Annotated in this window: 14 protein-coding genes; 5 read left to right on the forward strand and 9 right to left on the reverse strand. The window is 51.0% G+C overall.

The features are described 5' to 3' along the window. Window positions 1–282: 282 nt before the first annotated feature. Both AC0QH1_RS20815 and AC0QH1_RS20820 read left to right on the forward strand, forming a co-directional pair. Window positions 283–480, forward strand: coding sequence for a hypothetical protein (locus AC0QH1_RS20815; RefSeq protein WP_324633229.1), 198 nt, complete (start codon window positions 283–285; stop codon window positions 478–480). Between the two features lie 26 nt (window positions 481–506). Beyond that, window positions 507–2,888: an FHA domain-containing protein gene (locus AC0QH1_RS20820; protein WP_324633230.1), complete on the forward strand. Its 2,382-nt coding sequence runs from the start codon at window positions 507–509 to the stop codon at window positions 2,886–2,888. A 35-nt stretch (window positions 2,889–2,923) separates the two neighbouring features. On the opposite strand, the gene AC0QH1_RS20825 is transcribed toward AC0QH1_RS20820, so the two are convergent. The 4 genes from AC0QH1_RS20825 to AC0QH1_RS20840 form a co-directional block, all read right to left on the reverse strand. Next, window positions 2,924–3,736: a class I SAM-dependent methyltransferase gene (locus AC0QH1_RS20825; protein WP_324633231.1), complete on the reverse strand. Its 813-nt coding sequence runs from the start codon at window positions 3,734–3,736 to the stop codon at window positions 2,924–2,926. A gap of 131 nt (window positions 3,737–3,867) precedes the next feature. Beyond that, window positions 3,868–5,820, reverse strand: coding sequence for a protein kinase domain-containing protein (locus AC0QH1_RS20830; protein WP_324633232.1), 1,953 nt, complete (start codon window positions 5,818–5,820; stop codon window positions 3,868–3,870). A gap of 71 nt (window positions 5,821–5,891) precedes the next feature. Beyond that, window positions 5,892–6,434: a GIY-YIG nuclease family protein gene (locus AC0QH1_RS20835; RefSeq protein WP_324633233.1), complete on the reverse strand. Its 543-nt coding sequence runs from the start codon at window positions 6,432–6,434 to the stop codon at window positions 5,892–5,894. Window positions 6,435–6,501: 67 nt separating this feature from the next. Beyond that, complete coding sequence (locus AC0QH1_RS20840) at window positions 6,502–6,840, reverse strand: hypothetical protein (protein ID WP_324633234.1); 339 nt, start codon at window positions 6,838–6,840, stop codon at window positions 6,502–6,504. A 326-nt stretch (window positions 6,841–7,166) separates the two neighbouring features. Here AC0QH1_RS20840 and AC0QH1_RS20845 point away from each other — a divergent pair, with 326 nt between their 5' ends. Beyond that, a complete protein-coding gene (locus AC0QH1_RS20845; protein ID WP_324633235.1) occupies window positions 7,167–8,786 on the forward strand; it encodes an ABC transporter substrate-binding protein in 1,620 nt (539 codons plus the stop codon). Between the two features lie 339 nt (window positions 8,787–9,125). Here the strand turns inward: AC0QH1_RS20845 and AC0QH1_RS20850 are convergent, their stop codons facing one another. The 5 genes from AC0QH1_RS20850 to AC0QH1_RS20870 all read right to left on the reverse strand — a co-directional run bounded on the left by AC0QH1_RS20850 (window position 9,126) and on the right by AC0QH1_RS20870 (window position 15,557). Continuing rightward, window positions 9,126–10,193, reverse strand: coding sequence for a hypothetical protein (locus AC0QH1_RS20850; RefSeq protein WP_324633237.1), 1,068 nt, complete (start codon window positions 10,191–10,193; stop codon window positions 9,126–9,128). 22 nt (window positions 10,194–10,215) lie between these two features. Then, window positions 10,216–11,433 carry a hypothetical protein gene (locus AC0QH1_RS20855; protein WP_324633238.1) on the reverse strand — a complete coding sequence of 406 codons (1,218 nt, stop codon included), beginning with the start codon at window positions 11,431–11,433 and terminating at the stop codon, window positions 10,216–10,218. A gap of 92 nt (window positions 11,434–11,525) precedes the next feature. Continuing rightward, a complete protein-coding gene (locus tag AC0QH1_RS20860) occupies window positions 11,526–13,436 on the reverse strand; it encodes a tetratricopeptide repeat protein (protein ID WP_324633239.1) in 1,911 nt (636 codons plus the stop codon). 252 nt (window positions 13,437–13,688) lie between these two features. Beyond that, a complete protein-coding gene (locus AC0QH1_RS20865; RefSeq protein ID WP_324633241.1) occupies window positions 13,689–14,819 on the reverse strand; it encodes a S1 family peptidase in 1,131 nt (376 codons plus the stop codon). Between the two features lie 87 nt (window positions 14,820–14,906). Further along, the gene (locus AC0QH1_RS20870; RefSeq protein ID WP_324633242.1) at window positions 14,907–15,557 is read right to left on the reverse strand and encodes a COP23 domain-containing protein; all 651 of its coding nucleotides are present in this window, start codon (window positions 15,555–15,557) and stop codon (window positions 14,907–14,909) included. Between the two features lie 1,301 nt (window positions 15,558–16,858). Between AC0QH1_RS20870 and AC0QH1_RS20875 the strand changes: the two genes are divergently transcribed. Together AC0QH1_RS20875 and AC0QH1_RS20880 are read left to right on the forward strand one after the other, a co-directional pair. Further along, window positions 16,859–16,999, forward strand: coding sequence for a hypothetical protein (locus AC0QH1_RS20875; RefSeq protein WP_324633243.1), 141 nt, complete (start codon window positions 16,859–16,861; stop codon window positions 16,997–16,999). A 146-nt stretch (window positions 17,000–17,145) separates the two neighbouring features. Continuing rightward, window positions 17,146–17,625 (forward strand): hypothetical protein, encoded by a 480-nt coding sequence (locus AC0QH1_RS20880; protein ID WP_324633244.1) that lies wholly within the window; start codon window positions 17,146–17,148, stop codon window positions 17,623–17,625. Window positions 17,626–17,780 lie beyond the last annotated feature (155 nt).

Raw genomic sequence — 17,780 nt, forward strand, 5'->3', positions numbered from 1 at the left:
GGAAGGCATTTGGGTGTCTTCGGCGAGGAAGGTTTCGCCGAACCCGCCGGATCCGAGTTCGCGCAGGATGCGATATCGGTTGTTGAGTAAGGTGGGCGTCATCATGGCTGTTGGCTGATAATGAAGCTTTTTTCGAGCCTATCACGTTCTGAAGGGAATGGCTAGGATTGTTCATCAATCTTTACTTACTATAAGGGCAAAAAGCCCAAATCAACTGCTACAGTAGGGAAATGAAATTAAACGGGGGCTACAGTTAGCCCGATCGAGAGGGTGAGCGAAGCATTGCTTTGCTCTGAAAATCGGGAGGCGAGGGGATGTTTTGTCCCCGATCGCCTGTGGGCTAAAATTCGCTCGGCGTCGGGGAATTGCTTCCTCGCCGAGAAGGGTCGCCGGGGTCGGGTGGGCATTCCCCATCGGACTGATTTAACCCGATCGCCATCCCAGAGCGATCGTCGCTCACAAATTTTAATCAAATCTTAAGAAATCTGGACTCACGGAATCTTATCATGGGTAACTCAGGACAACAAACGGTACTCGAGGCGAATCCCTATTTGGAATTAAACAACCAAGGGAAGGTGATGCGTCTGGAACTGCGGGGAAATCGGCACCTGTTGGGGCGCGATCGCGCCACCGGGGCGGATTTGCTGGTTCCCACGGATTGGCAGGTCATTTCTCGCGCTCACGCGGTGTTCGAGAAAGTGGGGAACGATTATCAAATTTACGATGGTGACGGAAGCAACCCCAGCACGAATGGGTTATTTTTGGATCGCACGCGGATTTCCGTGGGCGAGGGCTATCGGTTGCGAAATGGTACCCAAATTCGCATCGGACAAAATCCGAAAGACCAAATTATTCTCACTTACGTTAACCCCACGGAAGCGGGCACGCCACCCCCGGCGCGCTCGGTGTCTCTGAAAGGGCGTTCCGTGTTACTCGGGCGCGACCCCAGCGCTAACCTGCAACTGGATGCGCCGATCGTGTCTCGCCGTCACGCCACGGTGGATTCCGATGGTCGAGGCTATGTTTTGCGAGATTATAGCACAAATGGCGTATTTGTCAACGGGCAGCGGGTACAGGAGTCGATGCGCCTTGCGGAAGGAGCTATTATCCGCATCGGACCGTTTACCTTGGTATTGCGCGGGGACGAACTGCTGGTGCTGGATGGTGGCACGCAAATTCGTCTGGATGCCGAACATTTGGTGCGAGAAGTTAAGGGAGAAAAAGGTGAGAAAAAGCGGTTGCTCCAGGACATTACCCTGGCGATCGAACCGGGTCAGTTTGTCGCGTTAGTTGGCGGGAGTGGTGCGGGGAAATCTACCTTGATGCGAACTTTGTTAGGGGTAGACCCCACCACCCAGGGTGCCGTGTATCTGAATGGGGATGATTTGCGGCGGAATTTCAATATTTATCGCACCCAAATTGGCTATGTGCCCCAGGATGATATCGTTCACCGACAACTGACGGTGGCAGAGGTGCTGACCTATGCGGCGCAGTTGCGACTTCCGCCAGATACGGATGTTAAGGGAGTGGTGCAAAAGACGCTGGACGAGATTGAAATGGGCGATCGCGACAATGTGCTCGTGAGTCAGTTGAGTGGGGGACAGCGCAAGCGAGTGAGTATCGGCGTAGAATTGCTGGCGGATCCGAAGTTATTCTTTTTGGACGAACCTACCTCGGGACTCGATCCGGGGTTGGATAAGAAGATGATGCAGCTTTTGCGAAAATTGGCCGATCGCGGACGCACCATTGTGCTAGTTACTCACGCTACCGCTAACGTGAAATTATGCGATCGCGTGGTTTTCCTGGGACGCGGCGGCCATTTGTGCTATTTCGGACCCCCGCAAGATGCCTTCCAGTTCTTCAATATCACCTCGGGCGACTTCGCCGATATCTATAACGAACTGGAACAAGGGGAAGCACATGTGCAGCGCTGGGCCGATAACTTTCGCCACTCCAAGTTCTACCAACGCTACGTACAAAATCACCTAAGTACCGGCACTCAGGGAAAAAATTCGGCGATCGCCCCTCCCACACAAGTCAAACCCTCTCCATTCCAGCAGCTTTCTCTCCTCACTCAACGCTATTTTCAACTCACCAAACGCGACCCAGTTAACTTAGGCTTAGCCTTATTAACCGCCCCGATTGGTATCAGTTTGATGACCCTCGCCATCCGCGATAAAGACCCCTTAATCGGCGAACCCGACGCCACCTTAGCCCCCCTCGCCCTGCGGGTGTTATTTGTCTTTACCTCAGCCGCTATTTGGGTCGGACTTTCCACCGCTTTGCAAGAAATTGTCAAAGAAGCAGCCATTTACCTGCGGGAACGATTAGTTAATTTAGGTTTGTTCCCTTACTTGGGTTCCAAAATTGCGATTCTAGGCGGATTAGCCATTTTGCAAACCCTATTTATGGCGGGGGCAATTTTGCTAGCGTTTAAAAACCCAGAACCGGACTTAATTTATTGGCCAGTTGGCGTTTCGATTACCAGCTTTTTAACCTTATTTACCAGCATTTGTCTGGGATTGCTGGTGTCGGCGATGGTGAAAAATAGCTCGCAAGCCAATAGCGCTTTACCGCTTTTATTACTCCCCCAGATTATTTTTGCCGGAGTTTTGTTTAAAATGGAAGGGGCGGCAAGTACGATTTCTTGGCTGATGTTAAGTCGCTGGTCTGTAGGAGCTTATGGCGCGTTAGTGAATGTAAATGCAATGGTGCCCGAACCCACGGAATTACCCGATGGAAGTGTGGTTCCGCAACCCTTTGAACCCACCTCGGTTTACGACCCAACTTGGGAAAATTTAGGCTTGAATTGGGGGGTGTTATGTTTGCACGCCCTGATTTATTTAGTAGCCACTTATGGGTTGCAAAAGCGCAAGGATATTTTGTAGTGAAGCAGGGCGATTAAAATCGCCCGCTTCTTTATCTATTCTCGATGTCCGATGACGGTGTACATTAGAGTTTTTTGACCTCTGTAGGTTTGTCTGTGGTATGTTACTTTGCTTTTTTCAAAGCCTAAAACGCCAATAAATTGCTGAATGGTTTCCGGCGGTAAATACCACCAAGCTTCTTGCGGTTCTCGGGTTTTAAAATTTGGTAAAAATATCATTGGACTTTTACCCAATTTAGCCAACAAACTCACCAGGGGAAAATACTTGGGCAAGCGTTCGGTAATAATCACAGTTTCGCGAGTGAGGCGCAATGCTTTCTGTAGGGCGAGAAAGGGGTCGCGAACGTGCAGCAGAACGGAACAAAAGGTGGAAATATCCACCGCGCCAATCGCTTCGGGAATCTCGTAAACGCTGCCATATAACACTTTAGCATTGGACTGATGCGCTTGATGAGCCAACCAATAGCCGTTATTGATTTTATGGATATGGGTTTTAAAATGGCGGGCAAATTCCTCGCAATTCGCGCGCACAAAAGGTACGATATCCCAGGATTGATGTTCCGATAAGTCGTAAGCAATCACTTCTGCGCCGAGTCGTTCCATCTGAAAGCATAAAAATCCACTGGCGGTACCAATTTCTAATACTCGTTTGTTGCTGAAGTCAACGCCACCGAGATACTCGCGCATACCGTGGCGCAAATCCCACTCTCCTTGCACCAGTCCATAACCGGGAATTTCCATTGTATGATAGAAGTAGCACTCGTCTAGATTGGTGACGATTCTGGGGGTGGCGTAGAGGGTGCTATGATTGGGGGAATGGTGGGCGGTGCTGGGCGTTTCTGCGGTCATGGTTCTGGGTCGTAATTGGGCGGTTCTAGTTTATCAAAAATGGGGGATTTTTGGTAGGATTCGGGGGTATTTTATGGGATAATGGAGGTGGTGTTCCCAGTTTGAGCTGGGAACGAGTGCGAGGGATGGAGTCATCGCACATCGGTTTTGTCGATCGCCCAAGTGCGGTTTTCTTCGTCCCAAATCAAGGTCATGCGGAGGGTTTCCTCGGACTGTTTTCCATTTCGTTTGTTATAGGTTAAGGCGACATCGGCGATCGCAACTTCATCTCGGGTGGAAATCTGATTGACGCGGCGCACTCGCACTTGACGAATGCTATCCCACCACTCCACATATTCCTGGTAACTCTCGGAACCGGTTCGTTGAAACTCGGGAGAAAGCATACTCCAGGTGCGGCGATATTCCCGGTCATTAATATTCTCGTAGTAACTGCGAATAAATTGTGCGGAGGAGGGGCGATCGCTGGGGGATGGCGAGGAATTGTCCGGGCGCAAGTCGGAGGCATAAACGTGATTTGCCGCCGCGTTGGGATTGTCACTGGCGAAGGCACAGTAAGCATCCGGGACGAATTCGCCATAGGATTTTAACTGGGCAATACAACTGTCGCGATCGCGGAATTTCGCCACATACACTTGCTCGTAAGGACTCGCCGATAAATTGGGATAATCGGGCAACCAAAAGCTTCCCGCTTCATTATACCCTTGTTGCTTTAATTTCCGCAATTGATTGCGGGCATTTTCGGGATTTTTAAACGCAGAATCGGCCAAGTAATAAAATCCGCTTGCGGTAGGCGGTTCTGGATTGGGAGACTCGGAACTCTCCGGCGGATTTTCCGGGTCTGATGGGCCGGTGGGTGCGGGAGAAACTGGGGTGTTGGGAGACTCGGCACTCCCGGGCGGATTTTCCGGGTCTGATGGGCCGGTGGGTGCGGGAGAAACTGGAGTGTTGGGAGACTCGGCACTCCCGGGCGGATTTTCCGGGTCTGATGGGCCGGTGGGTGCGGGAGAAACCGGGGTGTTGGGTACGCTAGGTGAGGGATTGTCTGAAGGGGTAGGTGCGATGTTTTGGCGCGCGATCGCAAATCCAATCAGAAACGATGCGAGCAACACCCCACCGGCGATCGCCGCAAATCGGCGAGTTCCGCTGCGCCGATGAGGCGGTTTGTAGTTCACCGGCGGCGTGGCGGTAGACTCTCCCATTGGGGCGATCGCCAGGGTAGAAACGTCGGAATTCACCGCCGGTTGCAAGGCATCGAGCATCTCTCGCGCGGTAGAATAGCGACTGCGCGGATTAAACCGCATCGCCTTATCTAACATCCCCGCCAAACCGGGACTAACGCTAGGGGCGTGCTGACGCCAAATTATCTCACCCGTTGCCGGATCTGCCTCCAACTCCTGCGGGAGTTTCCCCGTCAGCAGATACACGGCGGTGACGGCTAAACTATACAAATCGCTGGAATACAACGGTCTTCCTGCTGCTTGTTCCGGTGGCATAAATCCCGGAGTGCCGATCGCGATCGAGGGGGTGGTTCCGCCAGAAGAACTCACTACCGTCGCCATCGTTTCCTTTACCGCCCCAAAATCGATTAACACTGGTTTTTCCACCTCACTTCCCCGGGGTCTTCCGGGGGGCGGCGATCGGAGGATGATATTATCCGGTTTGATATCCCGATGCACCAGGCGCAACCCATGTAGGTATTCCAACACCGGCAATAAACCAGCAAGCAGCGATCGCACCTCTCCCTCACTCAGCGGTCCGCCAGTTTGCACCTTCTTCGTCAGGGTGACGCCTTCTATCAATTCTTGCACCAGATAAAATTGTCCCTCTAGCTCAAAATAGGCAAACAGCTTCGGAATTTGAGGATGTTCCTCCCCCACCTGCTCCAAAATGGCAGCTTCCCGCGCAAACCGCTCTTGAACCACTTGATAAATCTGCGGATTTCCAGTAACGGGTTTGAGCTGTTTGATAACGCAGCGGCGTTTAGATGGCATTTGAGTATCTTCCGCCAAAAACGTTTGACCAAACCCACCGGATCCGAGTTCTTTGAGAATGCGATAGCGATTGTTTAATAGTGCCGATGTCATGGGATAAAACACCTTGGAGGTTTAGAATCAATCGTGCAATTGTCAATCGTTAATTGACCTTCGCTTGTCCTTTACTTCAAGTCAAGCAAACCACTTTCTTTCAGCTTGGGATTAAAGCGCATTTTTTCTTGCACCCCACGCGATTCTAGCACAGATAAAATCTCCGCTTCCACGCGCCGCGCTATCTTTTTAAGCTGTTTTATCTGCCCGAGTTCGTCTGTGGGTTTCTCATACTCTTCTTTCTCCTGCGCCGTCATCAGCGGTTTTACATCAATTGGCTGCGTCCATTTTGCCTCATCGGCGTCATTTCCCCTAGGGGTCTTTCCATTTTCGGCAATCCACTGTTGTTTAATCGCTTCTAATGCGCTGCGACTGGGCCGTTCGATGGTTTGCACTTTAATCCAATAGCACTGATGGGGTTGCCGCACGAGGTGCTGTTTCAGACTCAGGGAAACATCCCGAGAATATCCAATATATCGCAAGACTTTATCCGCGTCAAAAATCGCATAAACGCCGACTTTTCCGCCGAACTCAGGATTCGAGTTGCCCTCAGCATCGAGGTAGGGAAGGTAGTCGAGACTGTCTAGGGAAGGAAGAGAAGTTTGACTGGTCATTTTGGGTATCTTTGGTAATTATGATTGCGCCATTTTGTAGCAAATTTTTTGCTGTCGCTTTGATGCGTTACTCCTTTGGATAATGGGCAATTTGACGATAAACGGCACACAAGCGACTGGGATTGAAAATTTTGGCTTTAAACATAAAGTTCGGCGGCACGTTAATAATTACGTACTCATCGGATTCGTGATAAAACTCGAATTCCTTCGGCATTCCTTTGGGGGTACTTTCGCTATAGGGAATCGGTTGGAACAGCAGTTCGGTAAATTCTACCTGAGAAGCGCCGGATTGTTCCGCAACCTGCTGACGGAAATTTTCCCCATTTAATAACCGAAATAAGGTAGATTTGGCCTCGGGTTCGAGGGTAAAGTTTGGGTTATAATTTTGGACGATTTTTAGCCCCATTGGTCAAGCACCTGCTGATGAACGACGGATGGATAATTTGCCCCGGTTAAATCCGAGGACTGATGCATTCTAACTCATTCCGGAGGGAGTGTTTTTCCCCGGCGGGGGATTTCTCCGGGCAAATTGGAGGGTCAGGGGAGATGAAAGTGGCACAGCGCCCGGTTGCCCCCTGCCTGAGTTCTCAACTCTCTTATGATGCCAGCTCCGATCCACAGCGATCGCCCTGGGTTTAAAATTCTTAACAGAAATTGCGGAGTCGTCAAGTGGGGGGTTGATTCTACCGTCTAGAATGGTACAATAAAAGGCGAACAGAGAGGTGGATTGAGGTGAATTCTGCGAACGGTTGGATTTGCGACGGAATCCCCAAAAACGGACAGCACTATCCCAATTGCTCTGGTTCCCATCCCCCCCACGAGAATCACGCCCCCGAGTGCGAGATATGTGGGTTGCCCCAGGAGGCAATGGAACCGCAGAAACTGGACTCAAAGAGCAAAACCCTGTTGTCGCAACCACAAAAATTCCAGTTTCCGATCGCCGCAACAGTTGCGATCGCCCTAATTCTGCTGTTGGGGGGCACCACGGCGGGATATCTGCTGTGGCGCAACGATGTATGGCGGTTTGAGGCAGAAAATTCTGCCGAAATGGCGGCGGATTCTTTGGAAAGTATCAGTCAAACGGCGGTGAATGCGGAGTCTATCAGTCAGGGGGAAAAAGTTTTATTGGTGGGGGGCAAGAATTTCGCGGAAAAAGTGGCGGGGGCAACGGCATTTAGTCAGCAAAATTGGGACGAAGCGATCGCTCAATATCAGCTAGCGTCTGAAGTGGATCCGAACGACCCGGAAGCGAAGATTTATTTCAATAATTCTATCGCCAAAAAAGCGGAAAATCCTCTAACCATTGCTGTGGTGGTGCCGATTTCTGCCAGTGAGAATGCGGCAAAAGAAGTGCTGCGCGGCGTGGCACTTTATCAAGATGAATTTAACGATAACCCGACGATTCCGGGGCGGTTTTTAGAAGTAGCGATTGTCAATGAAGCCGAACCGGCAAATGGTCCTTCATTGGCGCAGGATTTGATTCAGGCGGGCAATGTTTTAGGCGCGATCGGGCATGGGGTGGATGCGGCAAGTCGCGAGGCGATCGCCGAATACGAAGAGGCACAAATGGCGGTTCTTTCTCCGATTAGCACTCGCATCTCTACCGATAGCACCGGTCAATCTATTTTACAAACCCTCTCTTTAGGGGAAAATGCCGACGAGGTACTCGATCGCTACCTCGAAAGCGTGGGGCAAACCTTAGTGTCCCATGCAGCAGCAAATTACTCTCCGGCATCGGCAGTTATTTTTTATAACACAGATAGTCCGTACAGTCAAGCCTTGAAAGATAAAATTTCTGCTGCATTGGCAGACAATAATGGGGAATTGGTAAACGCGGTGGAGGTTACTGCGCCGGGGTTTAATCCGGCGGAAGCATTGCAAAGTGCCCGGGAAGAAGGGGCAACCATTGGGTTTTTGGCATTGAGTAAAAATAAGGTAGACACGGCGATCGCGATCGCGCAAGTGAATGCCAACCAACCGCAACCGTTAGCCCTGATGGGAGGGGATGAATTGTATAATCCCACCCTATTGAAAGAAGGAGATGCAGCGATCGATGGCTTGATTTTAGCCGTTCCCTGGCGCTGGCAGCAAGGCGATCGCTTCGCCTCCCAAGCAGCTAAAATCTGGCGGGGAAGAGTCAGTTGGCGTACCGCCACCGCCTACGATACCACCCAAGCTTTAGCCAATGCGTTAACCCAAAACCCCACCCGCGCCGCAGCGGCTCAATTACTCCAGCAAGGCATTCCCATTTCCGGCACCGCCACCGATTTTAACCTGTTCGATCGCATTCCCCTGGTGAAAGCCGTCCCCGGTACCAATGCCGGCTATCGCTATCAATTTGAACCACTTTAATTGCCGGGTTTGTTAATCGTTTATACTGAGTTTTTACTCGTTTCCAGCTCATGCTGGAAACGTGGAATCCCGAGCTACTGCCTCCCTGTAGAGAGGCGATTAATCGCCTCTCTACTGTGCCACATAATTTACACCCTTGCTTGCAATATTTTTTTAAAATAGCAGGTTTCGTTCTTGATGGAGTACGCAGCATAAATCTGTTGTAATTCTCGCGCAGGCGGTAATTACCAAAATTAGTATCTCACAATAAATCATAATCGCTATAAATGCAAAAAAAAGACACAAATAAAATTTGTGTCTTTTTGGAGTAAATAATTAACCCGAAAAAAGCATAGCGTTTTAGTTAGTTTCCGGAGCAATATCAGCGGCACGTGCCGCGTCAACCAATTCGGAGAGAATCTGTCGAATCGCCACCAATTCTGTGGGCGGATTATTCAAAAATTCCGCACCACTGGCTTTAATTAAAGCATTGTATGCAGCAACAGCGGCTTGCAGTTTTTTCGGGTTGACTTTTCCTCCCTCCAACAGACCCAATAATTGTTGGGCTAATTGCAGGGCGAGGGCTTCTTGCGGTGCGCCTGGAGCAAACACCAAACCGGCAACCAATGGATTTAACAAGGGGTCTCCAAACAGAGCTTTGGCTGAAGGATCGCCGGTGAGAATATTTAACAAAGTTTGCTGAATTGACTCGGGAACTTCTCCCCCGCCCACAGCTACAGTATCTCCGTCTCCAGTAGAGAGATTGCCCGTATCTAGCTCCGTTACAATGGTCTCCGCAGTGTCATCCACGGCACTCTCGCCTTCTGGGGTAAATGTCACCTCTACGTCGGGTGCATCCACCGGCACATTAACCGGGGTTTCTGCTTCGGGTTGCTCTTCCCCTCCCGGCGTTTCTTCTACGGTTTCCGCAGGGATTTCCACTTGGATTTCTGGGAGGTCTTCTGTCAGATTTGGTTCGCTTTCTTGAGTGGCTTCTGGAGAATTTTCGGGTAAAGCATCTATCTCGTTGAAGTCTGATGGAAACTCAAAGTCCACTTCGGATTGTGGTTCTTCTGCTGTTTCTGATTCTATTTCTGGTATGTCTTCCACTTCTGCCCCCGGTTCGGATTCCGGTTCGGATTCTTCTGGTTCGGAATCCGGTTCCGATCCGAGGTCTACTATGTTTTCTGGTTCTTCTTCGGGTTCTTCTTCGGGTTCTTCCTCGGGTTCTTCCTCGGGTTCTTCCGAGGTTTCTTCATCATCCGTCTCCGTCGGGTCGTTGTTAATGATATCCGAGAGATTATTCAGGTCGGACTGGTTAGAGGTTTGAGCTTGAGCCGGGGATGGAGGAACTGCAAGACCCAGGATGACCCAAACACCCAAAGCCAATAGATAATTGAGATAAAATGGAAGCGGTTTCATTGTCATAATTTCTAGGCTGTTTTGCGGGTTAAAAACCTGGGAAGAAGTAACTATAACCAACACTTAAGCGGAACCGAGTTCCATCTCCAGCGTTGCCAGTGATATCGTCTAAACTGGGTGTGACGACGAGGGGAATATTGCGGAACGGAACTACAGACACTCCCAGGCTTAAATCTTGACCGGTCCAGTTCGCGATCGCCGATACGGGTCTTGCCACGCGCACCGCCACACTGCCAAACACATTGACCGTGTTATTATCCTCGTTAAAGTCATCTTCGGTGCGAAAGCGCCCGTTGCCCACACCGAGAGACAGGGTGAGACGACTGAAGGGATCGGCGGTGCTTTCTTGCAGGCGAAATACTTTAGTCACCACGCCATAAGCACTGGTTCCCACATCAGTAAATCCCCAGACGATCGCATTTTCTATTCCCCCGGCGATCGCCACATCGTTCGGCAGCACCCGCGACACTTTAAAACTAATCGCACCGCGATTGAAAAACCCATCATCTCCACTGCGATTGTCGAGCAAATCGAGTACGGTAAAACTCGTTTGCAAGCCTACAGTTTTGCGCGGATCTCCCACTCCAAAGCCGGCAGAAATCGCCCCATCGGAACTGTCAGTAAAGCGGGTTCTTTCTTGAAATCCAGCGCCCACAAATGCTTGACCCCAGCGAGGACCAAACGCCGTGGGAGTGAGGAGACTCGATCCCGGTGCCACACTGGGCACACCTCTCCCCCGTTGGACTTGAATCGGATTTTCAATCACTGGCGGTACGGGGAGCAGCCACTGTTCTTGCAATTCTTCCAGTTCTGTGGTACCTGGGGCAGTGGGTTCCGGGATTGGCGGTTCCGGGGGAGTGACCTGTGCGATCGCCGGTTCGCGATCGGCGATCGACGAGTCGCTATATTCTCTCGATTCCCCCACCGACGGAAATGACTGGGGCGCGCTCTGGCGCTTCGCCACCTCTGGTTCTGTAGAACCCGGTTGCGGTCTCGACAACATCGCCTCAAACTCCTCGATGTTTCTCTGTGGGGGTGAGGAAACGAAGGTTTCCGGGGGCAAGGCTTGCACTTGTGCGAAATCGTCGGGGCGGAGCCATTGCGGGTTGTTTTCCTCTCCTAACGGACCCGCAAGGCTGGCTGTATTATAAAGCACTCCCATTCCCAACATGGAACTAATGATTAAAAGCTGTCCCTGTTGTAGAATATTCCCTCGGCGCGAATCATTATCTTGCTTTTCTCCCATAGGACTTACCCAATGAGCGATTAACCTCTGTAACTGTCGGGTTCGGTGGGCGGTGCCCACCCTACAAATTCTGGGGAAATTGTTGGTTTTTTTCATCGCTCCATCCCTCGCAACTCTGAATCAGAATCATCCAGTTGTTGGACTTGCTCTAGAAGTTGTAGAACTTCTTGGGTTTCAAAGTCGTTCGGATTGAGTTCTAAAGCCCGTTCGAATGCAGCTTGTGCTTCTTCGTAGCGATTTTCTACCACTAACGCCAGTCCCCTTGCGGCCCAAGCTAATGCATCGTCCGGATTACTTTCAATTGCGCGATCGAAGGTCGCGATCGCGGCTTCCCGGTTGGTCAAGCCAAACCAGGCAAATCCCCGGCGATGCAAACCATGCGGATCCCTGGCATCAATGGATAGCGCCTCGTCCAATGCTTGCGGCGATTGTTGCGTGTCTTGCAGGATTTTGGCCAAGACTTCCCCGCGTCGGAAAACCGCGAAATACAAATTGGGCTGCAGTTCAACCGCTTTTTCATAGGCAATCAGCGATTCGTTAAACTGTCCCAGTTTTGCCAGGACATCGCCTTTGTGAAGCCATGCATACACATACTCATCATTAATCGCCAGGGATTTTTCAAAGGACTTCAGCGCTTCTTCTTTTGCCCCTAATTCTAATTGCGCCATTCCCAGCAAATCCCAAGCAGCAAAGTCATCTTCTTGAATTTTCGTCACCTGCATTAAGGCGTCCCGGGCGGCTTCGTAGCGTTGCAAATTCGAGAGCAACAAGCCTTTATAGCGCCAGAGAGTCGCATATAATTCGAGTTCGGCTTCTAGTTCGAGTTTTTGACGTTCATTGTTGCTCTCAATGGCTTTTTCATACTCTGCAGTTAGCCGTTCGTAGTCGAGCAATTCGATGGCGCGATCGTAGGAACTGAGTGCGGCTTCCTCTTCTCCCATATCCGAAAGAGCGTTGCCCCGGGCGTACCAGGCTTGGTAAAATTCCGGGTCTATTTTTAAGGCTTCCTCGTATCCGGCAACCGCTTTTTTCCTCAGAGCAATGGTTCTCGAATCCTCTGGATTGGCATCGGCATATACCCGGGAAATTCGCCACAATTCATTGCCATAATTCACCCAGGCTCGTTTATCTTCAGCCGCTTCTCCTTTGGGGCGATCGGGCTGCAAATATTCCAGAGAATCCAGCATTTCTGTTCGGCTTAAATTGACTGGCGGTGTGTTGGCGATGGCTAAGGTTTCTGGTAAATTCCCTTCCTCCTTGGCTAGGTTCAAAAACGTTTGGATGGGAATCCCCAAACTGTAGCCCAACCGCACGCGAAAATTATTCGTTCCCGCTTCGGTTTCGGAAATTCTTTCCCCTTCGGACTGTCCGTGAATGCCAATCACGTTGCCATTCAGATCTAAAACCGGGCCGCCGCTCATCCCCGGATAGGTAATGCTGGTGTAAAGCATTTCGTACCCTTCTGCCAAGGTTTTTTTGGCAAATGCCGAGGCAAATTCCTCTGCCACTCTCAGTCCGGGATTAAACAACCGTCGCGCTTCTTCCCAACCTGCCGGCCATCCGGAAACAAAAATCAGTGACGACCTTCCCGCACCTTCCGTTCTCAGGTCGTAATCTCCCAAAGTCGCTACGCGATACTGTTCGGAACTGGTAAATTGTAACAGGGCTAAGTCTACTCCCGGGAGTTTCTCAATTGTATTCAAATCGAGTTTGTATTCCCGGTCATTATGGGTAATAATTCCATACTCTAAATCGCCGCGAGATACTCCTGCTTTTACCACATGGTACGCAGTCAGCACGGTGTAATTATTCCCCTCTTGGGCAATAATTACTCCCGATCCGGAGTTAGATGGCGAGTCTTTCCGTTCGATTAATACCGTAATTTCTTGCGAAAGCTGGTTGAGTTCTTCTACCGTTAATGCAGTGGCAATTTGAGGCTGAACGATGACCAGTGCGGCAGTTGCGCCCAAAATTGCCCCAGGAAGTCTAGGGGAAAATTTCATAATCACTCCTGAAACTGTGGTGAATATGTACTTGGATTGAGTCGGGGGAATGAGTTCTATTGAATCTGGGAAAACCCAGATTGCAACTCGGATTAATCCGCAGGGGCGGGTTCAAAGTCACGGTTTGCCCCTAGGCAATCGGTTTGATAAACCCGCCCCTCGGGGATAGAAAGTGGAACCGCTGCGGTACTCGCCAGAGTTCACCCGAGGGGGTCAGTCAATCGATATTATCCCTCCCCTCTCGGCGTGCAATTACCAGAGTGGTTCCGGCGTTTGGTTCGTTTCTCGGGGAGCGATATTCGACTCCCTCGGCCCTCCGTTTTCCGGTGCGATCGATGACCCGTTGCTTTCGGGCATTGAATTAAAGCGATCTGCCTCGTTAACGGGCATAATCCAAAATCCGTCAACGCTCGAAACCATCGGCTCGCCGTTTTGGGGCACGGCGGGAATGGGGGATGCGGGACTTTGCGGTTCCTGGAATAATCCCTGCCTCGGCACTTGCACCGCCGGTGAGATTGACGGGTCTTGAATGTCGCCGATCGCTGGACTTTGCCCCTGGGGAATCGGGGTTTGTGCCACCTCGGGCAACCGCACCGGCGAATCCACCCTCGGAAGAGACAGGTTTTGTGCTAGTTGCACTAAGGTCTCGATGGGAATCGCCCAACTCGATCTCGTCATTATCTCTCTCATCCCTTGGCAAGGTCGCGACCCATCCTCAAACACGTAGGGATCGCCCCACAAGGGATAGGCGTGCATTCCATTAATGCCGACCACTTGCCCCTGACGATTCAGCACCGGACCCCCACTCATCCCCTTTTCAATCGGGTTGGTATAGCCTAGCTGATAGCCTCTCGGTAAGGCTTTGTCTGGCAACAGGGACACCTCACCAGTCTTGAACGCAAATCCGCGCCCGTGAGAGGCACTCCCGCCAAAGGGAAATCCCGCCGCAAACACCGGTTCTCCCACGGTCAAATTCGCGATCGCGCCGAAGGATGCCAGGGTGTAGTTTTCGGCACTGGAAAATTGCAAGAGCGCTAAATCTTTGCCGTTAAAGGATACTGACTTCAACACTTCGGCAGGATAACTCCGACCATCGGCGGTTTCAATCCGATAGGGCGGTCCGAGGGTCAGCACGTGCTCGTTGGTGACCACCGTATAGAGCGATCCTTGACGCTGAATCAGAATCCCAGAACCGTTGGTGTTATTGGAGTAGACTTTGACGGTAATCGATTCGGCTAATTGATAAAGGCGATCGAGTTCTCCGGTGCTTTCTCCCGCAGGTTCTCCCTGGGGCACGCCTTCGGGTAAAACGGGTGCAGAAATACACTCCTCAACTGCCTTTCCGGGTAAAGCTACAAATAAGCTACCCAGAACGACAACCAAGGTTCTCGCTCTAAAATGCATATTTTTCATGTTAGGTGAACTCATAGGGGCAATGACGCGATCGCCCCTATGCTGGACAACCCCTCTTTACCAGAGCGGTCCGCCGCCACCCGCAGGTGCGGGAGAGGTGGGTTCGCTGACGCTTGGCGCAGAAGGTTGCGGTTGAGCCGCTGGGGTACTACTTCCATTCGCCCCATCGATTTGAGTGGCATCCACCGTTTGCGCTGAGTCTAGCACCGCATTCACGTCGATATAGGTCGAAGCTTCCGATTCGTAAAGCGGGGGAGCTGCCGCACCCATCATCTGGATGTTAAAGATCGACTGCAACGTGCGGCTGGCATCGCTTCCCGGCTTCAGGGTGAATAACACGCTGCTGCAAGGACCCCCGTTGGCACTGGAGGTGCAAATCACCGGTTGCCCGTTGCGATACCCGCTGGTGACAAACTTCAGCGTCCCGTTGTTATAGGCGGTTTGGAATCGACCGGACACTTCCATACAGCGCCGCATTGGCGTGTAACCCGACCCTGAAAAACGTTCGGAGACCCAGTTGACGATCGGGACGATCCCCCGGGGTGTGCGCGCGTAGGTGACTGGGGTTCCCGCATTGGGTCCGTTCAGCCACACCCCACAGTTGAAAGAGGTGCTTCCCGCTTCACTGGGTTTTTGCATCGTGGCAGTGGCTCCCAACGCCAAGGCTGCCGTTAGCAGAGATGTAATGACAAATTTAGGTTTCATCATGTACTATGGAATAAGGAACAGTTGTTGTGAAGTTGAGCCTCAATCTCTTCTTCACAGCCAGGAAAATTTTCCTAGCTTTTTCGAGTTAGACTCGAAAAAGCTAGGAAAAAATTTTTTTTACAAAACTTTATGTATAAATTTTCCGCATTTTTTTATGGATCCCGTCTGGAGCCAGCAACCTAACCCTTGAAAAATCGGGGTTTTTGCCTCCTTCACGCCCGTTAATTCCATCGCCAAACAATTAGCGATCGCAACTCGCCCTGGGGAAATTTCCTGACGGGGATGCAGTGGATCCTATGGTGCGTCGATCGCCGGTTGGAGGGAACATATCCACCGGCGATCTCGCAGGCGATCGAGTAAGCAACCGATAGCTTAACATCGGATATTTTTTTATTGTCAAAATAAAATAAAACTTGACTCCTATAAAGCAACAAAGTAGCCGACTATACGGTTCTCGGTAAAGGAGCCAAGGGCAAGTGCGGTGGATTTCAGATTGGGGATTGACCCATACCCCAATCACCCGAAACAGGAGACAGGGTTCTGTAGGGGAAAGGGGAGTTGACAGTAAACAGCGCTTCCCCTGGGCGCAAGGGGATACTTTTTAACTGAATACTCCTTGGCATTCCGCCAATTTATCCAGCCGCTTGAATGGGATTTTTTGAGAGAACAATTACCCCATCGCACCGGAATATAAACTCTCCGATTCAGCGAAACAGAGATGTTCTTTCTCCGCGATCGCCGCCACATCGAAATGGTTATCGGCGAGAAGCAAGTCGATTAATTATGCAGAAACAGTACAGACCCGATTAATCTCCTTTCTCCGGGAAAGCGGTGGTTTGGGGAGGAGACTTTTTCTGGCTCGTGGGAAGCAGAGAAAACCCACGAACAGGCGCAGGAAAGAGATACTCTTTTTTTAGGCCGATCGCACAGAATCGCGCGCGCCAAATGTGTGGCGCAGAAGAGACTGCGTGCTGACAGTTGCCGCCCGGATTATACCCGCCTGCGGCAAAGCGATCGCCCATTGTTTCTGCTTCCCTAGCCTTACAATTGTAGAACTTCCTTACTCGAGTCTCGTTCTGTAGCGTCCGTGGATAAAACTCTATACAATTGTCGCCTTTCCATGCCGAGGGGCGAAGGATTCCCGAAGAAGCTTTTTCCTGGCCTTAATAATTTTTAAAATTCTCGCCATAAGTCACTTCTCCAGAGTATGATAAAGTGATTTAAGACATTAATAAACGGAGAGAAAAAGGATGCCAGATTGGATGGAAGTGCAATCTAAACCAGAGGATATGAGGTAAACAATGAAGGGGACAGAAGCGGCTTGCCCCGATTTGGGGAGGGAGGCGATCGCGGATGAATTGAGCCACCGCTTGCCCCCGGGAGTCCTCGGACTGGAAGCGAGCCAAACCCGCCTGGGCGTTCCGATGGCAAAAGCGGTATAAATCGCAACCGCTACCATTTTGTAGGGAATCGGAAAGCAGCAATGAGGCGCAGGTTGGTCGGGCTTTTGTGTCAGCCTAGAAGTGAAACAACCGAGGCGATCGCGCAGCTTTCACCCGCTCATCAAAACAACTTCTCATGGAACAATATGGTTCAGTACACTATCGCTCAAGCTCCAGAAGTCATCTTAACAGTTTCCGGGAGAGATTCCGCCAAAGCTCGTGAGAAAGCGATGGACCAACTCATCGAACTCATGGACGAGGGGAAACTTCCCATCACACTCTCAGAAGGATTTAGTCCCGATCGGTTTATTGAAGTGAAAGAACCCGAATTAAAGGAAGTCAGCGAAGACAAACTCATTGAGGCAGTTCAAGTCCTCAGCAGTTTAGTAACCCTAAAAGAAAAAGTCGATCGCTCGCGCACCGAAGCGCTCAACGTGCGCGAAAAAATTGACATTCTCTTTCAGGACCGACCCATCAGCGAAGAGGAAATTGCCACCCTCAAAGATGGGTTTAAAGTGCTCAAAACCTTTGCCCAAGCCAGTCAGCGCTATCAAGCCGCCAAAGCACAAGCTGAAGAGGCGCGTGCAGTGCTCGACATCGCCCTAAAATCCCCAGAATCAGAATAGCCAAAAGGCGGCGATCGCAACTATCCGCGATCGCCGAGTCCATCATCAAGACTCCCCCCACCGTAGAGAAAATGTGCGACGTGACGTACTCCCGACGCCGACCGCTTAGGCGGTACGGCGCGGGCTTCTGGGCCGAGACCTTTGAGATCTGGGTT

This window comes from Phormidium sp. CCY1219, assembly GCF_055795085.1.

What these genes read in the sequence shown, in the direction of transcription:
- AC0QH1_RS20870 (WP_324633242.1), bottom strand. Translation starts at nt 15,557, where the DNA reads ATGATGAAACCTAAATTTGTCATTACATCTCTGCTAACGGCAGCCTTG.
- AC0QH1_RS20850 (WP_324633237.1), bottom strand. Translation starts at nt 10,193, where the DNA reads ATGACAATGAAACCGCTTCCATTTTATCTCAATTATCTATTGGCTTTG.
- AC0QH1_RS20830 (WP_324633232.1), bottom strand. Translation starts at nt 5,820, where the DNA reads ATGACATCGGCACTATTAAACAATCGCTATCGCATTCTCAAAGAACTC.
- AC0QH1_RS20855 (WP_324633238.1), bottom strand. Translation starts at nt 11,433, where the DNA reads ATGGGAGAAAAGCAAGATAATGATTCGCGCCGAGGGAATATTCTACAA.
- AC0QH1_RS20820 (WP_324633230.1), top strand. Translation starts at nt 507, where the DNA reads ATGGGTAACTCAGGACAACAAACGGTACTCGAGGCGAATCCCTATTTG.
- AC0QH1_RS20840 (WP_324633234.1), bottom strand. Translation starts at nt 6,840, where the DNA reads ATGGGGCTAAAAATCGTCCAAAATTATAACCCAAACTTTACCCTCGAA.
- AC0QH1_RS20875 (WP_324633243.1), top strand. Translation starts at nt 16,859, where the DNA reads ATGAAGGGGACAGAAGCGGCTTGCCCCGATTTGGGGAGGGAGGCGATC.
- AC0QH1_RS20880 (WP_324633244.1), top strand. Translation starts at nt 17,146, where the DNA reads ATGGTTCAGTACACTATCGCTCAAGCTCCAGAAGTCATCTTAACAGTT.
- AC0QH1_RS20835 (WP_324633233.1), bottom strand. Translation starts at nt 6,434, where the DNA reads ATGACCAGTCAAACTTCTCTTCCTTCCCTAGACAGTCTCGACTACCTT.
- AC0QH1_RS20825 (WP_324633231.1), bottom strand. Translation starts at nt 3,736, where the DNA reads ATGACCGCAGAAACGCCCAGCACCGCCCACCATTCCCCCAATCATAGC.
- AC0QH1_RS20860 (WP_324633239.1), bottom strand. Translation starts at nt 13,436, where the DNA reads ATGAAATTTTCCCCTAGACTTCCTGGGGCAATTTTGGGCGCAACTGCC.